We start from the raw sequence: 17,216 nt of genomic DNA on the forward strand, positions 1-17,216 counted from the left end.
CGCCTCTCCGTTCTTATTAAAAAATACATTTTTGAGTAGGTAGGAAAGTATCAATGAAAATATCATACGGAAACGTATTTTTCAATTATGCTGCAACTGGAAATAAAAAATCTACTGTCGAGAAAATTTATGGAAATTGAATTTGTTCCAACTATGGATTGATGTCGGTTTCAGAGTGAAAATGGTATCCTAATATCAAACAAGGAACAACTTTTTGATTACAGATAATACAAATATATTTGTAGGAGAAAGTTCTATTATGGAAAATAGATTATTGATTACACAGGCATTGGATGAAAGAGATTTGCCGGTAAAAAGATTACGTCTAAAATTGCAGTATTTTAGTCGGCGGATGCAAAAAAGAACAATGAAGAAAAAGTTTTGGAAAACAGTATAGGAGAGGAAGCAAGCTTTCAAAAAAATATGGGAGTTTTTAAGAACCATTTATTCCACTACCCCAAATTAGATAAACAGTTTTTTCTATAAAAGATAGTGGTATTCACAAAGAAAAGTTAGTTATAAATATGGAGGTTGGATTTACAATGGACATTACAAAAGAAATTTTAAGACGTGCAACTATACAAGGTATTACAGAATATTTGCTCTATGGATCCGCGATCGAGGCAAAACAGACAGAATTAGATTATAACAAAAAGTTAGAAGAAAGTTATAGTAAAAATGAAGAGGTATTAAGAGAACATGGAAACAAAACAGTTTCAGAACTGATAGATTCAGCAAATGAAATGGCAAGTGAGGTTTCCGAAGTTTATACTGCGCTTGGTCTACAAGCGGGTATGAAAATCATGCAGGAACTGTTGAAAGGCATGAATAAATAGCAAATTTCCTTGTTTGTTTACATTCAAAAAACAGTGTCTTGCAGGATGCCCCGAGCAACGGATTCTAACAGGTTGGTGGGGCATCGGGGCAAGCGTTACGCTGACAGAATATTATGGGTTCTTTCTATTTGACAATCCGAGCATATAATCAGCAGATACATTGTAAAATTTGCATAACGCTATCAGATAATCAATAGGCATTGGTCGCTTTTCTAATTCATATTGAGAATAAGTTGTTTGAGCAACTCCTAGCATATCAGCTACTTTCTTTTGAGAAAGATCGTTATCTTGTCTTAAATTTCTCATTCGTTCAGCATAATTCAAAGTTATCACCTCAAATTGATTTTATTATAGAAAGAATTTGAGGATTGACTTTCAAGTCGGTGCGAGTTAGAATAAAAATATAACTCGGAACGAGTTAAAAATGTGTTGAATTTAAGGATGATAGAAGAGGGGATAGAATTCGGGTTCTTAAATATTGTCTTTAGATTCATGAAGGCAAATTTTAGGAGGAGATACAAATGAGAAAGAAATTTGTTGTTGCGTTGGTTGCTGCTATGTCTTTGACTGTTGCAGGAACGGGAACAGTATTTGCGATGGATAAAGTATCAGCAATAGCAAGCGAAAAAGAGCATGTACATGGGGATAATTGCGAGTGGGTAGTGGATAAGGAAGCGTGGCAGGAAACTATTCACCACGAAGCAGAATACAAGACGGTTCATCATGAAGCTGAAGGATATTATGAAAAACAACAAGTACAAGTAGGTACTAAGCCTATTTACGAAAAACAGAAGCATGCAATTTGTCAAACATGTGGTGGTATAGATATAGGTCTTTACGAAGATCCTGTAGAAGGCGGTTTATCTAAAGAGTATGGAGAACATATCGGATATCATGCGGATCGTGGTGAATTCCGTATAACAATAAAGGCTAAATGGGTTGATGTACAAGTTGGTGAGGAGCCTATTTATGAAGAAAAGGATATCTGGATTGAAACAAAGCCGGCATGGGATGAACAAGTTCTTGTAAAAGAAGCATATGATGAGGTGATTAATCACCCGGAAGAGGGGCATTGGGTATGTAATGGAGAATCACAAGAGCCAGATCAGAAACCGGAACAGCCGGAGAACCCAGATCAGAAACCGGAACAGCCGGAGAATCCGGAACAAAAGCCAGAACAGCCAGAGAACCCAGATGTAGAAACACCAGAAGTACCGGAACAGAAACCAGAAGCACCAACAACACCAGAAGAAAATAAGGAAAATGTTCAGACACAAGCAGCAGAAACAAAGAAAGAGGGAACAACACCAAAAACTGGTGACACAGCTTCCTCACTTCCGGTTGCAGGAGCAGGAATTGCTTCACTCGGAGTTGCTCTTGCAACAATCTTAAAAAAACGGAAATAATTTGATAATTTTATTTGATCGAAGCCTAATCGCTTATGCGTGAGGGCTTCTTTGTATGGGACGTTGTTTACTAAAAAATAGATGAGCATAGGAAAGAAAGAGCGGACGTATGATTACACCCACTTGTTTTTCTATTTTAATTAAAACAGCAGGCAAGATACGACCGGAAAGTTTCTGTGATAAAAAGGTTTCCTTTTTTTTACATATGCGGTATAATAGGGCATGTGAAATAACGTAAAAGAAGCGGAGGAAGAAACATGTTAGTATCAGCAAAAGAAATGTTAGAAAAAGCAAAAGCAGGTCACTATGCAGTTGGACAGTTCAACATTAACAACCTGGAATGGACAAAATCTATCTTATTAACAGCTCAGGAATGTAATTCACCGGTAATTCTCGGAGTATCTGAAGGTGCCGGAAAATATATGACAGGTTATAAGACAGTAGTAGGTATGGTAAATGGAATGTTAGAAGAACTGAACATCACTGTTCCGGTAGCACTTCACTTAGACCACGGAAGCTTTGAAGGATGTATGAAGTGTATCGAAGCAGGATTTTCTTCTATTATGTTCGACGGTTCTCACTACCCGATCGAAGAGAACGTTGCAAAGACAAAAGAGTTAGTAGCAATCTGTGCTGAAAAAGGAATGTCTCTGGAAGCGGAAGTAGGTTCTATCGGAGGAGAAGAAGACGGAGTTGTAGGAAAAGGTGAGTGTGCAGACCCTCAAGAATGTAAGGCGATCGCAGATTTAGGCGTAACAATGCTTGCAGCAGGTATCGGTAATATCCACGGAAAATATCCGGAAAACTGGGAAGGACTTAGCTTTGAGACATTAGATGCGATTCAGCAGCTTACAGGGGCAATGCCGCTTGTACTTCACGGAGGAACAGGAATTCCGGAAGATATGATCAAAAAAGCAATTGACCTTGGTGTAGCGAAGATCAATGTAAATACAGAGTGTCAGTTAGCATTTGCAGCAGCAACTCGTGAGTATGTGGAAGCAGGAAAAGACCTTCAGGGAAAAGGATTCGATCCTCGTAAATTATTAGCTCCGGGAGCAGAAGCAATCAAAGCAACTGTAAAAGAGAAAATGGAATTATTCGGATCTGTAAACAAAGCTTAATATTTGCAGAAGAATTGTTCAGAGATAATTGAAAAGAGATTTCGGAAAAAAGATCAGTGTGACTGCACCGATCTTTTTTCCTTATCAATATTTATAAGAAATTACAAGTGTTAGGAACCTTGCTTTTTTTCTGAAATTAGAGTATCGTATTAAAGTGTATTTGAAAACGAAAACAAAAGCGAAACAAATATTTGGAAGGATGGGAATATGAGCGAAGTAATGAAGGTAACGGAAATCTTTGGGGAAAATGTCTTTAATGATGCTGTCATGCAGGAACGTCTGCCGAAGAAAGTATATAGAGAATTAAAGAAGACGATTCAGGAAGGAAAGGAGTTAGAGACTTCCATTGCTGATGTTGTCGCACATGAGATGAAAGAGTGGGCGATCGAGAAGGGGGCAACACACTACTCTCATTGGTTCCAGCCTCTGACAGGAGCGACAGCAGAAAAGCATGATGCATTTATTTCTGCACCGAAGCAGGACGGAAAAGTACTGATGGAATTCTCGGGCAAGGAACTTGTCAAAGGGGAACCGGATGCTTCCTCCTTTCCTTCCGGAGGATTGCGCGCCACATTTGAGGCGAGAGGATATACGGCATGGGATTGTACTTCTCCTGCATTTGTGAAAAAAGATGCAGAGGGAAACGGAGCAATTTTATACATTCCGACAGCATTCTGTTCGTACAATGGAGAGGCGCTCGATCAAAAGACTCCGCTGCTGCGCTCGATGGAGGCAATCGATAAGGAGGCAATGCGGCTCCTTCGTCTGTTTGGAAATACGACCTCTTCTAAAGTAATCCCATCAGTAGGGGCAGAGCAGGAATACTTTCTTGTAGATCGGGAAAAGTATTTAAAGAGGAAGGATCTTGTATTCACAGGAAGAACACTGTTCGGAGCAATGCCGCCGAAAGGACAAGAACTTGACGATCACTATTTTGGTGCGATCAGAGAACGAATTGCAGCGTTTATGAAAGATGTGAACAAGGAACTGTGGAAGCTAGGAGTATCGGCAAAGACGCAGCACAATGAGGTGGCTCCTGCTCAGCATGAACTTGCTCCGATCTATGCACAGTGCAATGTGGCAGTGGATCATAATCAGCTTGTCATGGAGACATTAAAGCAGGTGGCATACAAACATAACCTTCAGTGCCTGCTTCATGAAAAGCCGTTTGCAGGAGTGAATGGATCAGGAAAACATAATAACTGGTCGCTGACGACTGATGATGGAATCAATTTGCTGGATCCAGGAAAGACGCCGCACGATAATATCCAGTTTCTTCTTGTACTCACTTGCGTATTAAGAGCGGTAGACCGCCATGCGAAACTTTTGAGAGAGTCGGCAGCAGATGTGGGAAATGATCAGCGTCTCGGGGCAAATGAGGCGCCGCCGGCAATTATTTCTGTCTTTCTTGGAGAACAGCTGGAGGATGTTTTGGAGCAGCTGATCAGTACCGGGGAAGCGACACATAGTCTGAAAGGCGAACGATTGCACACTGGTGTGTCGACACTTCCTGATTTTACGAAAGATGCAACAGACCGAAATCGTACTTCACCATTTGCGTTTACTGGAAACAAATTTGAGTTCCGTATGGTTGGTTCCAGAGATTCGGTTGCAGCGCCAAATGTCATTTTAAATACAATTGTGGCGGAAGCATTTTCGGAGGCATGTGATTATCTGGAAGCGGCAGAAGATTTTGACAGAGGTGTCCATGATCTGATCAAAAAATATGCTTACGAACACCAGAGAATCGTTTTCAGCGGAAACGGGTACTCAGATGAGTGGGTTGAGGAAGCAAAACGGAGAGGACTTCCGAATTTAAAAACAATGGTAGATGCGATTCCGGCATTGGTAGAAGAGGAATCGGTTGAAGTCTTTGAAAAATTCGGTGTATTTACAAGAGCAGAATTAGAGTCAAGAGCGGAAATCAAATATGAGGCATATGCCAAAGCGGTAAATATCGAGGCGAGAGCAATGATCGATATTGCAAGCAAACATATCATTCCGGCAGTGATTACCTATATTACATCGCTTGCGAAGTCTATCAATGAAGTGCGTCAGGCATGTGCAGTAGCGGTGATCGATGTGCAGGAAGAACTTCTTACCCAGTCATCGAATCTTCTTGCAGAAACAAAGAATGCGCTAAAAGAGCTGGAGAAAGTAACAGAAGAAGCTGCAAAGAAAGAGGAAGGAATGGAGCAGGCATGCTTTTTTGAACGTCATGTTGTGCCTGCGATGGAGCATTTGCGCCGTCCGGTCGATCAGCTGGAGATGATTGTTGATAAAAATATTTGGCCGATGCCATCTTATGGAGACCTTCTGTTTGAGGTATAGTATAGATCTTTTGTTGTGAAGATAGAATCGTGGAAATTGTAAAAATTCTTAGATTCTTTTAATAAAATATTAAGGATGTTCCTATTGGATTCAAAAGAAGTTTATGTTATTCTTTATTTTGAAAGAAGATAAGAAACATCAGACAGTCCCCCGCCTGGTCTGCCTGGCGGGGGACTGTTTGTCATAAGGGACTGTGACTGCATGGAAGGCATTCTCTTCGGCATTTGTTGTGGGAGTGTCAAGTAGATACAGGAAATCTGGGGGAAATAGATGAATAGACATGAATTTTTAAAACAGTTGGAGCATGCTTTGGAAGCGGAGATGAATCCGGCAAAAGTCAGAGAGCATGTGGACTATTACCGAAGTTATATTGTAGAGGAAGTCAAAAATGGAAAGTCAGAGAAGGAAGTGATGGATCTTCTCGGGGATCCGTGGGTGATCGCAAGGTCTATCATTGACTCTCCTTTAAATGAAACGGAGGATCAATACACATATGCCGATTATGAAGAGGCAGAGCAGGAGGCACCATTTGGAACACCGGAGATAAAGATTAAGAAAATTACCGGATGGAAGATAGCGGCAGTTTGTGTCGGGATTGTGCTGATTTTGGTGCTTGTAATTTCGCTGCTCACTGGGTTGATCAGTATGTTGGCACCTGTGCTGGTTCCTCTTCTTGTGATTTGGATTGTGCTGCGAATCGTAGAAAATCACAGACGGTGAGAAGAATCTGAAAATAGTAAAAATGGGGAAAAGTGGGGAGAGCAAGCCTGAAATAGCAAAATAAAAGACCGTTGGGGGAGCCAACGGTCTTTTGAGGGGAGTATAAATAATTAATAAGGGGTTGTAAGAAGTTTCCTTCCTACAAGCAGTAGTATAATATAATACGAAATAAAAAGCAAGCTTAAATTAGAAAAAAAGCAAAATATTGGCAAAATTTACAAATGCAAAACCTCCGGAAGCTGCATAGTTTTTTACGGAACAGGGATAATAAGAATGTAACTATTCACGAGTGAGCAGCAAATTGCAGGAGGAAATTTAAAATGGCAAAGAATGCGAAAACAACAAACAAAGCCAAAAACAGTGAATCTTATTCATCTTATTCTGATGGATATTCCGGAAACAGCAGTAAAGCTTCAGATCGAATGACATCAAAAAATAGCAACAAGACATCGGATCGCATGACATCAAAAAACAGCAGCAAAGCATCTAACAAAAATAAGAATTCAGAGAGCAACGAAAATTCTTACGGAAATTGTGATTACTAATCAGCAGAAACGAGCCAGTGCTGTAATACTTCAAATGTCTTAAATAGGAATACTTTTAAAAGAATCTGACAGAAAGCCTTTGGTAGTATGAAAATACCGCCGGAGGCTTTTTTATTGATGCGAAAATAGTTGTGCATCCAGACAAGTTGCGGTATCATAAAAATGAAATACAGAACATCGGGAGGAAGAAGATGGAGAAACTGGAACTGATTGCACCATGCCATTTTGGGCTGGAAGCAGTTTTAAAGAGAGAAATACAAGATTTAGGATATGAGATTATAAATGTAGAAGATGGAAGAGTGACTTTTGCCGGGGATGCAAGTGCGATTTGCCGGGCGAATGTGTTTTTGCGGACCGCGGAGAGAGTGCTGCTGAAGGTTGGAAGTTTCAAAGCAGTGACGTTTGATGAATTGTTCGAGCGGACCAAGGAGATCCCGTGGGGAAAATATATTCCGGAGGATGGAAAATTTTGGGTGGCCAAGGCCGCTTCTGTAAAGAGTAAATTGTTCAGTCCTTCAGATATTCAGTCTATCATGAAAAAGGCGATGGTTAACCGGATGAAGCAGCATTATCATATTGACTGGTTCGAAGAGAATGGGGCGTCTTATCCGGTGAGGGTATTTTTAATGAAAGATATCGTGACGGTAGGAATCGACACTTCGGGAGTTTCTCTTCATAAGAGAGGATATCGTCAGTTGTCCAGCAAAGCGCCGATTACAGAGACATTGGCAGCCGCTTTGATTTTGTTGACACCGTGGAAAAAAGACAGGATTTTTATAGATCCATTCTGTGGAAGTGGGACATTTCCAATTGAGGCGGCGATGATCGCTGCCAATATCGCACCGGGGATGAATCGCTCTTTCACGGCGGAGGAGTGGACAAACTTGATTCCGCGAAAACTCTGGTACGAGGCGGTGGATGAGGCGAATAGCCTGATTGACGATGATATTGAAGTGGATATTCAGGGATATGATATTGATGGGGAAGTTGTAAAAGCGGCCAGAGAGAATGCGAGAGAGGCAGGCGTAGAGCATTTGATTCATTTTCAGGAGCGGGCAGTAAAGGATTTAAGACATCCAAAGAAGTATGGATTTATCATCACCAACCCTCCATATGGAGAGAGACTTGAGGAAAAGTCTGCACTTCCGGCTCTGTATAGAGAATTCGGTGAGAGCTTTAAGAAGCTGGACAGCTGGTCGGCATATATGATTACGAGTTATGAGGAAACGGAACGGTATTTTGGAAGGAAAGCAGACAAGAACCGAAAGATTTACAATGGAATGCTAAAGACGTACTTTTATCAATTCCTCGGTCCAAAGCCGCCGAGAAGGAAGAAATATCCGGAAATTTAGACAGAACATAAATAGAAAGTGAATGACAATGCAGGATATGGATGTGCAAAGAAAAGGATCAGTATCCTGCTTGCAAAAAGGGACAGGGAGAAAGAACATGGAAAGAAAGATCATATTTGCGACAGGGAACCAAGATAAAATGAAAGAAATCCAGATGATTTTAGAGGATCTCGGAATTGTGGTATCCTCAATGAAAGAGGCTGGGATTGACGTGGATATCGTAGAAGATGGAACCACATTTGAAGAAAATGCGATGATCAAGGCAGAAGCGATTGCAAAATTGACAGATGCAATCGTGCTGGCAGATGATTCGGGATTGGAAATTGATTATTTGAATAAAGAACCGGGTATCTATTCGGCGAGATATGCAGGAACAGATACTTCTTATGAGATTAAAAATAATCTTTTGCTGCAGCGTTTGGAAGGAGTTCCAGATGAGAAGCGCACAGCAAGATTTGTCTGTGCAATCGCAGCAGTATTTCCAGATGGAAGCAAAGAGACTGTAAGAGGTACTATTGAGGGGCGGATTGGATATGAGATTGCCGGAGAACATGGATTTGGATATGATCCGATTTTTTATCTTCCAGAATACGGATGTACAACTGCAGAACTGGACCCGGAAAAGAAGAATGAACTTAGCCACAGGGGAAAGGCACTCCGTTTGATGAGAGGGATTATCGAACAAAAAATGCAGCAGGAAGATTAGGATCCAAAGAAATAAAAGGTTCGTGTTCCGAAAAAAGGAAACGCTAAAATAATATTCGAAGAAAATGACAGGTGAAAGAATGAAGATACTGATCGTGAGCGATACGCATGGGAGACACCGGAATCTGGAGGAGGTTCTGGACAGAGAGGGACCGATTGACATGCTGGTCCATCTTGGAGATGTAGAGGGGGGAGAAGACTACATCTGTGCACTGGCAGACTGTGAGACGCATATTATTGCGGGAAATAATGATTTCTTTTCAGATCTGAGCAGGGAGCAGGAGTTTTTTATAGGAAAGTATAGAGTGTTTATCACACATGGGCACTCTTACTATGTCTCTATGGGAACGAAAGAACTGAAAAAAGAGGCAAGAAGACGAGGGGTAGATATTGTAATGTATGGACATACTCATGTGCCGCATCTGGAAGTAGATGGAAATCTTACTGTGCTCAATCCGGGAAGTCTTTCTTATCCAAGGCAGGCAGATCGCCGTGCAGGGTATATGATTATGGAAATAGATCACAATGGAAAAGCATATTTTGAGCAATGTTTTGTATAAAGTGCCAAATGAATAAAAAAATAAAAAAAATTAGAAAAAAGTGTTGACTTTTGTTTGTTGCTATAATATAATAACTCTTGTCTTAAGGACAGAGACAAAAACAAAAACACAAAATAGCAACTACGGGGTGTGGCTCAGCTTGGCTAGAGCGCCTGGTTTGGGACCAGGAGGTCGCAGGTTCGAATCCTGTCACCCCGACTCCGCGGGTGTAGTTCAATGGTAGAACACTAGCCTTCCAAGCTAGATACGTGGGTTCGATTCCCATCACCCGCTTTCCTAGAGCCTTAGCTGTTAGGAAGAAAAAAAGAATGCGTGTTTGTAGCTCAGTTGGATAGAGCAACGGCCTTCTAAGCCGTGGGTCAGGGGTTCGAATCCCTTCAAGCACGCTTATGGTGGGTATGGTGCAGTTGGTTAGCGCGCCAGATTGTGGTTCTGGATATCGTGGGTTCGAGTCCCACTATCCACCCTTATTTTTTGCCTATTTTTAGGCGATGCATGATGGGCTATCGCCAAGCGGTAAGGCACAGGACTTTGACTCCTGCATTCGTTGGTTCGAATCCAACTAGCCCAGTTGAAGTTTTATATTATGGAGCATTAGCTCAGTTGGTAGAGCACTTGACTTTTAATCAAGTTGTCCGGGGTTCGAATCCCCGATGCTTCACTAGAACAAGCCTAGGCTTGTTCTTTATTTATGCGGATGTGGCGGAACTGGCAGACGCGCTAGACTTAGGATCTAGTGGGAGACCGTGCAGGTTCGATTCCTGTCATCCGCAGCCTAAAAAGCACTTGAAAGCTGATTTTTTTATTAAGCTTTCAAGTGCTTTTTTATTTTTATTCAGTATCCTGAAAATAATTTGATGATCAGAGAAAAATGTTGATATACGTATACGTATATGATATTATATACTTGTAGGGAGGTGAGAGGTGCGCATGCAAAACAGTGAGGAAAAGAAAAACAGACCGCAAGATAAGTGGGATGAGAAAGCAGGGTTGGTTCCGAAGACATACAAAGTCGATAAGGAAGTAGCTGAAGAGTTCAAAGAAGTTTGTAAAGAAGTAGGTGTTGCGATGGGCACACAACTTACAAGGATGATGAAAGAATTTATTGAAGAAGTGAAAAAATAAATAGTAGTGAGGCAATTGAGAAAGGATAAGGAGAGTTCAGATGGAAAAATTATTAGAACAGATTTTGCAGGAACGCTATCAAAAAACAATCAAAGAAGCATCGAACAAAGAAATCTATACAGCACTTTTTATTCTCACGAAGGAGAAGATGAAAGGTGCAAAGCGAAATGAAGGAAAGAAGAAGCTTTATTATATTTCAGCAGAATTTTTGATTGGGAAATTGCTGTCAAATAACCTGATCAACCTCGGATTGTTTGAGGAGACAAAAGAAGTGTTGGAAAAGCACGGACACCAGATCACAGAGATCGAGGAGATCGAGCAGGAGCCTTCTCTTGGAAACGGGGGACTGGGACGTCTTGCAGCATGCTTCTTAGATTCGATTGCCACACTCGGATTGAATGGAGACGGTGTTGGTCTGAACTACCACGACGGGCTGTTCCGTCAGACGTTTGCAGACCATAAGCAGAAGGAAGAGAAAAATCCATGGATCACAGATCTTAGCTGGCTCATAAAGACAGACGTGCAGTTTGAAGTGCCGTTTAAAGACTTTACACTGACTTCCACGATGTACGATATCGACGTGCCGGGATATAGAAACGGATGCAATCGTCTACACCTGTTCGATGTAGATACGGTAGACGAATCCATTATCCGGGACGGAATCGATTTTGATAAGACAGATATCCCGAGAAACCTGACACTGTTCCTCTATCCGGACGACAGCGATGAGGCAGGACAGTTACTCCGCATCTATCAGCAGTATTTTATGGTGAGCAATGCCGCGCAGCTGATCTTAAAAGAGGCAGAGGAACATGGATATGACCTTTACAGACTGCATGAGCATGTGGCAGTGCAGATCAACGATACCCATCCGACAATGGTGATCCCAGAACTGATTCGTCTTCTGATGCAGAGAGGATTTAATATGGATACCGCCATTGATGTTGTGAGAAAGACATGTGCATACACAAACCATACGATCCTTGCAGAGGCATTGGAAAAATGGCCGGTCGCTTATCTTGAAAAAGTAGTGCCGCATCTGATGCCGATCATCCGGGAACTGGATGCGCGTGTCAGAAGAGATTACCATGACGAGCGTGTGTATATCATCGATGAGATGGACCGTGTACATATGGCACACATCGATATTCATTTTGGATATGCAGTCAATGGGGTTGCAGCGCTTCATACACAGATTTTGGAAGAGTCTGAACTGAAACCGTTCTATGATATTTATCCGGAGAAATTCAATAATAAGACAAATGGGATTACCTTCCGAAGATGGCTCGTGCACTGTAATCCAGAACTGGCTGCCTATCTGAAAGAACTGATCGGATCGGAATATATGGAAGATGCCAAGCATCTGGAGAAATTGCTTGCATACAAAGATGACGAGCAGGTGCTGAAAACGTTAAGAGAGATCAAAATGCACTCCAAACAGGGGCTTGCGGATTATCTGAAGCGGACACAGCATGTGGAGATTGACACCAATTCTGTATTTGACATTCAGATCAAACGTCTGCATGAGTACAAGAGACAGCAGATGAATGCACTCTATGCAATCTATAAATACAAAGAGATCAAAAAAGGGAATCTTCCGAAACGTCCGATCACAATGATCTTCGGAGCAAAGGCAGCGCCGGCTTACACAATCGCAAAAGATATTATCCATCTGATCCTCTGTCTGCAGCAGCTGATTGAAAATGATCCGATCGTGAGCAAACATATGAAGATTGTCATGGTAGAGAATTATAACGTGACAAAGGCAGAAAAATTGATTCCGGCATGTGATATTTCTGAGCAGATTTCCCTTGCATCCAAGGAAGCATCCGGAACCGGAAATATGAAGTTTATGTTAAATGGCGCAGTCACACTTGGAACGGAAGACGGGGCAAATGTGGAAATCCACGAGCTTGTCGGCGATGAGAATATCTATATTTTTGGAAAGAAATCGGAGGAAGTCATCAAACTTTATGAGGATGCTTCTTATTGCTCGAGAGAGATTTATGAGAGTGATACCACCGTAGAAGAACTTGTGGACTTCATTATCAGCAAGGAGATGATTCAGATTGGAGATCCGGTGAACCTTGGAAGACTCTACAAAGAAATCGTGTCCAAAGACTGGTTCATGGCGCTTCTGGATATCAGAGAATATATTCAGAAGAAAGAAGAAATGCTCGCAGATTATGAGGATCAGACCGCGTGGGCAAAGAAAGCGCTTGTCAACATCGCAAAGGCAGGATATTTCTCCGCAGATCGTACAATCGCTGAGTACAACAGAGATATCTGGAAATTATCATAAGAGGAAACGAACATGAGAGAAACGGGGATATTGATGCCCGTATCTTCGCTCCCGTCACACACGGGAGTCGGAGAACTGGGAAAAGAGACAGAAAAATTTATTGGATATCTGAGTGCATCCGGTGTGAAAATATGGCAAATTTTGCCGCTCAATCCGGTTGGCTACGGAAATTCTCCATATCAGCCATACTCTTCCTGCGCTGGAGATGAGATCTATATCAGTCTCGAAAAATTGTGGGAACAGCAGCTGTTAAAGGAAATTCCGATGTCAGAGCTTGCAGGAAGTACGAGGGTGCAGTATGAAAAGGTCCGGGTGTGGAAAGAAATGTATCTGCGGGAGGCATTTCAGACATTTATCGAAAAAGGACTGGATCAGACAGAGGAATATCAGACGTTTGCCACACAAAAATGGGTGCAGGAATACGCACTGTTCCGTGCATTTAAGAAAGAAAACGGTGGATCCTGCTGGAATGACTGGAAGCCGGAACATAAAAACTGGCCGGAACACAAAACGGAGGTTGCAACAGTAATCAGAGAAGAGGCAGACTATCAGATTTTCTTACAGTATCTGTTTTACTGTCAGTGGATAGAAATAAAGAGCGTAGCAAACGCAAATGGGATTCGCATTATGGGAGATGTGCCGTTCTATGTTGGTGTAGATTCTGTAGATGTGTGGGCGGGAAAGGACAATTTTCTTCTCGACACAGACGGAAGGCCGATCTTTGTGGCGGGCGTGCCGCCGGATTATTTCAGCGCGACCGGACAGAGATGGGGGAATCCAATCTATGACTGGGAGTATCTGAAAGAACAGAATTATCAGTTCTGGGTGGATCGAATCGGGTACAGCAGCAGCCTGTTTGACATTATCCGTATCGATCATTTCCGGGCATTTGATACATTTTGGAAAATTCCGGCATCTTGTCCGACAGCTGTTGAGGGAGAGTGGATCCTGGCGCCGGGATACGAAGTGATCGACACCCTTCTGGAGCAGATCCCGGGAGTGAACCTGGTGGCGGAAGATCTCGGGGATCTTCGGCCGGAGGTGTTGGAATTAAAGGAACACTATCACTTAAAAGGAATGAAGATCCTGATGTTCTCCATCGACACTTCGGGAAAATATGCAAAAGACAGTTTTGACGATGTGGAAAATATGATCATCTACACCGGAACCCATGACAATGATACGCTGATGGAATGGTATGGTGATCTGTCTGTGGCAGAGAAACGAAAAGTGCGCCGTTTCCTATCAAGAGAAGGTATTCGGCAGGGATCCGTGAAAGAACGTCTGCTCACCTACACGTTAAAGAGCAGGGCGGAGTATGCGATCATTCCGCTTGCGGATATTCTCGGAATGGGAAAAGAGGCACATCTGAACACGCCAGGAACGGTGGGGAGTCCAAACTGGGAGTGGAGAATGCCTAAACTGGAGAAAATTGAGAGTGGACTGAAAAAATATAGAAGGCAGTTTATTGACAGATAAGAAAGAATTATTTATATAGAAAAGAGATTAAATTGCACAAGGAGGAATTGGCTCGTTTGGGTCAATTCCTCCTTGTATTTTGGTGTAATTGTTAGAGGTTTTTGAAAGCAGTCTCTTCTGCATTCTTTATAACCTGGCGGATGATATCATCGCTTCCGTATAATTTCTGAATGCGCTCTAATTCATGGGCCATCGTTGTGTTGCTGACGGTGCGGTTGTCGGTGTTGACACTGACTTTGACGCCTGCATGTAAGAAGGTATCGAGTGGGTAATTGTTCCAGCTGTCGATAGCATGTGTCTGGAGATTGCTTGTCGGGCACATTTCGATTCCGGTTCCTCTTCGGGCAATCTCCTGCATCAGGTCCGGATCTTGAATCAGTGCAAGACCATGGCCGATGCGGGCTGCGCCGTACTCCATGGCTGTGCGGATATTTTCCACATTGCCAGTCTCACCAGAATGGATGACAAAAGGAATCTTTCGGTGTCTTGCCTCCTCAAAGAGTTCATGAAAAAGAGGATTTGGAAACTTTGACTCATCTCCGGCAAGGTCAAGCGCGCAGACACCGTGTCCGACATATTTTTCCATACTGTCAAGGAGCTGCATATTCTGTTCTGGCGCAAAATGGCGCATTGCACAGGTGATCACATTATAATCAATTCCTGTCTCAGATTTTCCTTTTTCCAGTCCCCGCAGGACACTCTCAATCACGTCTTCACAGGAGAGACCATCCTGCGTGGAGAGTGTAGGGGCAAATCGAACTTCGATGTATTTCATCTGGTCTGCGGCAAGTTCTTTTAAGAATGTGTATGCAGCCAGTTCTAAGTTCGCTTTTGTCTGAAGACAGTGCAGCGGGAGATCGAATTTCTTTAAATACTCCGTGAGGGAAGTGCAGGAATCATCTACCGAAAGTTCGGAAAAATCTGGTGTACGATGCAAAAAATGGGAAAGTGTAGTGGCGGAAAGGGATCCGTCCAGGTGACAATGTAAATCTGTTTTTTTCAATTCTTTTATATTCAACATAAGTCCTCCTCTATATTCAGTCTGTTAGTTGCTTTCAGTATAACTGATTGCGAAGGGGGATACAAACATTTTCGTGTTGACAACCTTTGAAAAATTGTGATAAAGTGTGGATAGATTCAGAAGAAATAGTTTCTCGGAATCAATAAGAAGAGGATAGGAGCTGGAAAGATGAGCAGTATTTCTTGCAAATAGTAAAAACTAAACAGGCACAAGAAGGAAAAATAGTCTGCCAAGAATCGTTGGATGGGCAGATTGTATTTTGTATGTTTGTGCATTTGCAGGAAAATCTTTCGCAGTCTTATTATGTTGCGGCACAAGCTGTAGCGCAGAGATATAATAACAAGAGAACATAAGCAGTATGCTCATAACCGCAGATGAGCAGGAGTGGGATGTTTGAAGATGCAGAAAGTTTTTGAAGCGTTCTGTGTCTTTTTTTATTACGCAGAAACTTTCTTCGGAATACTATGGGATGTGACAGAGAGGTTGTAAGGAAGGCAACGAACTTTGGAGGATCTGCAGAGAATTATCTTTGATGGATACCGATGCAGAAGTGTTGTACCGTCCGTTTGAGACACTCAGCAACGGAGAGCAGACAAAGGTACTGCTGGCAGTACTGTTTGCAAAGGAGAATGCATTTCTGTTAATAGATGAGCCGACCAATCATCTGGATCTGGATACAAGGGAGATTGTAATGGCATATCTGAAAAAGAAGAAAGGATTTCTTTTAGTTTCCCATGATAGATATTTTCTGGATGGATGTGTGGATCACATACTGGCAATTAACAAAGACGGAATTGAGATCTGCCAGGGGAATTTCACTGTGTGGCAGGAAAATAAAGAGCGAAAAGATGCTTATGAGGCTGATGAACAGGAGCGTTTGAAAAAAGAGATTGGAAAGCTTACAAAGGCGGCGGGAAGAACAGCAGGATGGTCGGATCAGATCGAAAAAAGTAAGGTCGGGAATGGTCCGGTAGACCGTGGGTATATCGGTCATCAGGCGGCGAGGATGATGAAGCGGGCGCTTGTGATCGAACAGCGGGCGCAGAAGGCAGTAGAGGAGAAGAAAAAACTGTTGAAAAATCTAGAAAAAGCGGAAGAATTAAAACTGTTTCCACTCAGACATCACAGAGAAACGGTAATCAGGGCAGAAAATCTGGAGCTATTTTACGGAGAAAAGAAGGTGACAGGTCCACTGAATTTTGAAGTGAAAAATGGGGAACAGGTCATTCTAAGAGGGAAAAATGGATGTGGAAAATCAAGTATGCTAAAGCGGATTCTGGGAGAAGCTATTTCTTATCGGGGCAAATTAGAGGTTGCCTCCGGCTTGGAAATATCTTATGTTTCTCAGGATGCAGAGCAGCTTTGTGGGATGATTGATGAATTTGCAATAAAAGAAAGAGTGGATCCAACACTTTTGAAAGTGTTGCTGCGAAAACTGGATTTTTCCCGGGTGCAGTTTGAAAAACCAATCGAATCTTACAGTGGAGGGCAGAAAAAGAAAGTACTGCTTGCCAAAAGTCTCTGTGAGCAGGCACATCTCTATATTTGGGATGAACCGCTGAATTTTATTGATCTGTTTTCCAGAATACAGATCGAAGAGCTGATACAGACCTATCGTCCGACGATGCTTCTAGTGGAGCATGACAGATTTTTCGGGGAGAAGATCGGGGCGAGATATGTGGAAATCCAGTGTACGCAGGATTGATCAAACTG

The 17,216-nt window shown here is 42.3% G+C and carries 15 protein-coding genes, 7 tRNA genes and 1 pseudogene; 21 read left to right on the forward strand and 2 right to left on the reverse strand.

The annotated features are described in order from the left end of the window. Positions 1–259 precede the first annotated feature (259 nt). Together ACGG81_RS02830 and ACGG81_RS02835 are read left to right on the forward strand one after the other, a co-directional pair. Positions 260–397 carry a hypothetical protein gene (locus ACGG81_RS02830; protein WP_390109464.1) on the forward strand — a complete coding sequence of 46 codons (138 nt, stop codon included), beginning with the start codon at positions 260–262 and terminating at the stop codon, positions 395–397. 145 nt (positions 398–542) lie between these two features. Then, positions 543–836 (forward strand): hypothetical protein, encoded by a 294-nt coding sequence (locus tag ACGG81_RS02835; protein ID WP_009263085.1) that lies wholly within the window; start codon positions 543–545, stop codon positions 834–836. Between the two features lie 111 nt (positions 837–947). Here the strand turns inward: ACGG81_RS02835 and ACGG81_RS02840 are convergent, their stop codons facing one another. Then, complete coding sequence (locus ACGG81_RS02840) at positions 948–1,160, reverse strand: helix-turn-helix transcriptional regulator (RefSeq protein ID WP_035103059.1); 213 nt, start codon at positions 1,158–1,160, stop codon at positions 948–950. Between the two features lie 197 nt (positions 1,161–1,357). On the opposite strand from ACGG81_RS02840, the gene ACGG81_RS02845 reads away from it, so the two are divergent. From ACGG81_RS02845 to malQ, 18 genes are all read left to right on the forward strand, one after another. Continuing rightward, positions 1,358–2,242: an LPXTG cell wall anchor domain-containing protein gene (locus ACGG81_RS02845; protein ID WP_390109468.1), complete on the forward strand. Its 885-nt coding sequence runs from the start codon at positions 1,358–1,360 to the stop codon at positions 2,240–2,242. Positions 2,243–2,499: 257 nt separating this feature from the next. After that, complete coding sequence (gene fba / locus ACGG81_RS02850) at positions 2,500–3,363, forward strand: class II fructose-1,6-bisphosphate aldolase (RefSeq protein WP_009263083.1); 864 nt, start codon at positions 2,500–2,502, stop codon at positions 3,361–3,363. 207 nt (positions 3,364–3,570) lie between these two features. Then, positions 3,571–5,694, forward strand: a complete 2,124-nt coding sequence (locus tag ACGG81_RS02855; RefSeq protein WP_390109472.1) for a glutamine synthetase III — start codon at positions 3,571–3,573, stop codon at positions 5,692–5,694. 270 nt (positions 5,695–5,964) lie between these two features. Further along, positions 5,965–6,414, forward strand: a complete 450-nt coding sequence (locus ACGG81_RS02860) for a DUF1700 domain-containing protein (RefSeq protein WP_390109475.1) — start codon at positions 5,965–5,967, stop codon at positions 6,412–6,414. Between the two features lie 320 nt (positions 6,415–6,734). Next, complete coding sequence (locus tag ACGG81_RS02865) at positions 6,735–6,959, forward strand: hypothetical protein (RefSeq protein WP_009263080.1); 225 nt, start codon at positions 6,735–6,737, stop codon at positions 6,957–6,959. A 191-nt stretch (positions 6,960–7,150) separates the two neighbouring features. Then, positions 7,151–8,311, forward strand: coding sequence for a class I SAM-dependent RNA methyltransferase (locus tag ACGG81_RS02870; RefSeq protein ID WP_390109478.1), 1,161 nt, complete (start codon positions 7,151–7,153; stop codon positions 8,309–8,311). Between the two features lie 97 nt (positions 8,312–8,408). Beyond that, positions 8,409–9,017, forward strand: coding sequence for an XTP/dITP diphosphatase (locus ACGG81_RS02875; protein ID WP_009263078.1), 609 nt, complete (start codon positions 8,409–8,411; stop codon positions 9,015–9,017). 79 nt (positions 9,018–9,096) lie between these two features. Continuing rightward, a complete protein-coding gene (locus ACGG81_RS02880; protein ID WP_009263077.1) occupies positions 9,097–9,576 on the forward strand; it encodes a metallophosphoesterase family protein in 480 nt (159 codons plus the stop codon). A gap of 123 nt (positions 9,577–9,699) precedes the next feature. Then, positions 9,700–9,774 (forward strand) — tRNA-Pro (locus tag ACGG81_RS02885). Between the two features lie 4 nt (positions 9,775–9,778). Further along, positions 9,779–9,849, forward strand: a tRNA-Gly gene (locus ACGG81_RS02890). A gap of 39 nt (positions 9,850–9,888) precedes the next feature. Continuing rightward, positions 9,889–9,962 (forward strand) — tRNA-Arg (locus ACGG81_RS02895). Positions 9,963–9,968: 6 nt separating this feature from the next. Then, positions 9,969–10,042: transfer RNA gene (locus ACGG81_RS02900), tRNA-His, on the forward strand. A gap of 33 nt (positions 10,043–10,075) precedes the next feature. Continuing rightward, a tRNA-Gln gene (locus ACGG81_RS02905) sits at positions 10,076–10,147 on the forward strand. 17 nt (positions 10,148–10,164) lie between these two features. Then, a tRNA-Lys gene (locus ACGG81_RS02910) sits at positions 10,165–10,237 on the forward strand. A gap of 32 nt (positions 10,238–10,269) precedes the next feature. Beyond that, a tRNA-Leu gene (locus tag ACGG81_RS02915) sits at positions 10,270–10,349 on the forward strand. A gap of 157 nt (positions 10,350–10,506) precedes the next feature. After that, positions 10,507–10,701, forward strand: coding sequence for a hypothetical protein (locus ACGG81_RS02920; RefSeq protein ID WP_009263076.1), 195 nt, complete (start codon positions 10,507–10,509; stop codon positions 10,699–10,701). Between the two features lie 40 nt (positions 10,702–10,741). Next, on the forward strand, positions 10,742–13,003 hold the full coding sequence (locus ACGG81_RS02925) for a glycogen/starch/alpha-glucan phosphorylase (protein ID WP_390109481.1): 2,262 nt from the start codon (positions 10,742–10,744) through the stop codon (positions 13,001–13,003). Positions 13,004–13,015: 12 nt separating this feature from the next. Then, positions 13,016–14,482 (forward strand): 4-alpha-glucanotransferase, encoded by a 1,467-nt coding sequence (malQ, locus tag ACGG81_RS02930; RefSeq protein ID WP_390109484.1) that lies wholly within the window; start codon positions 13,016–13,018, stop codon positions 14,480–14,482. A 91-nt stretch (positions 14,483–14,573) separates the two neighbouring features. Here malQ and add read toward each other — a convergent pair whose 3' ends face one another. Next, complete coding sequence (add, locus tag ACGG81_RS02935; RefSeq protein ID WP_390109487.1) at positions 14,574–15,503, reverse strand: adenosine deaminase; 930 nt, start codon at positions 15,501–15,503, stop codon at positions 14,574–14,576. A 508-nt stretch (positions 15,504–16,011) separates the two neighbouring features. Here add and abc-f point away from each other — a divergent pair. Then, positions 16,012–17,208 (forward strand): annotated as a pseudogene (gene abc-f / locus ACGG81_RS02940) (ribosomal protection-like ABC-F family protein); the annotation flags it as partial. Positions 17,209–17,216: the final 8 nt, after the last annotated feature.

Origin of the sequence: Faecalimonas umbilicata (genome assembly GCF_042846195.1) — a bacterium.
Lineage (GTDB): Bacteria > Bacillota > Clostridia > Lachnospirales > Lachnospiraceae > Faecalimonas > Faecalimonas umbilicata.

Excerpts from the sequence above, each read along its gene's own strand:
- ACGG81_RS02830 (WP_390109464.1), top strand. The coding sequence starts at position 260 with ATGGAAAATAGATTATTGATTACACAGGCATTGGATGAAAGAGATTTG.
- ACGG81_RS02835 (WP_009263085.1), top strand. The coding sequence starts at position 543 with ATGGACATTACAAAAGAAATTTTAAGACGTGCAACTATACAAGGTATT.
- ACGG81_RS02845 (WP_390109468.1), top strand. The coding sequence starts at position 1,358 with ATGAGAAAGAAATTTGTTGTTGCGTTGGTTGCTGCTATGTCTTTGACT.
- fba (WP_009263083.1), top strand. The coding sequence starts at position 2,500 with ATGTTAGTATCAGCAAAAGAAATGTTAGAAAAAGCAAAAGCAGGTCAC.
- ACGG81_RS02855 (WP_390109472.1), top strand. The coding sequence starts at position 3,571 with ATGAGCGAAGTAATGAAGGTAACGGAAATCTTTGGGGAAAATGTCTTT.
- ACGG81_RS02860 (WP_390109475.1), top strand. The coding sequence starts at position 5,965 with ATGAATAGACATGAATTTTTAAAACAGTTGGAGCATGCTTTGGAAGCG.
- ACGG81_RS02865 (WP_009263080.1), top strand. The coding sequence starts at position 6,735 with ATGGCAAAGAATGCGAAAACAACAAACAAAGCCAAAAACAGTGAATCT.
- ACGG81_RS02870 (WP_390109478.1), top strand. The coding sequence starts at position 7,151 with ATGGAGAAACTGGAACTGATTGCACCATGCCATTTTGGGCTGGAAGCA.
- ACGG81_RS02875 (WP_009263078.1), top strand. The coding sequence starts at position 8,409 with ATGGAAAGAAAGATCATATTTGCGACAGGGAACCAAGATAAAATGAAA.
- ACGG81_RS02880 (WP_009263077.1), top strand. The coding sequence starts at position 9,097 with ATGAAGATACTGATCGTGAGCGATACGCATGGGAGACACCGGAATCTG.
- ACGG81_RS02920 (WP_009263076.1), top strand. The coding sequence starts at position 10,507 with ATGCAAAACAGTGAGGAAAAGAAAAACAGACCGCAAGATAAGTGGGAT.
- ACGG81_RS02925 (WP_390109481.1), top strand. The coding sequence starts at position 10,742 with ATGGAAAAATTATTAGAACAGATTTTGCAGGAACGCTATCAAAAAACA.
- malQ (WP_390109484.1), top strand. The coding sequence starts at position 13,016 with ATGAGAGAAACGGGGATATTGATGCCCGTATCTTCGCTCCCGTCACAC.
- add (WP_390109487.1), bottom strand. The coding sequence starts at position 15,503 with ATGTTGAATATAAAAGAATTGAAAAAAACAGATTTACATTGTCACCTG.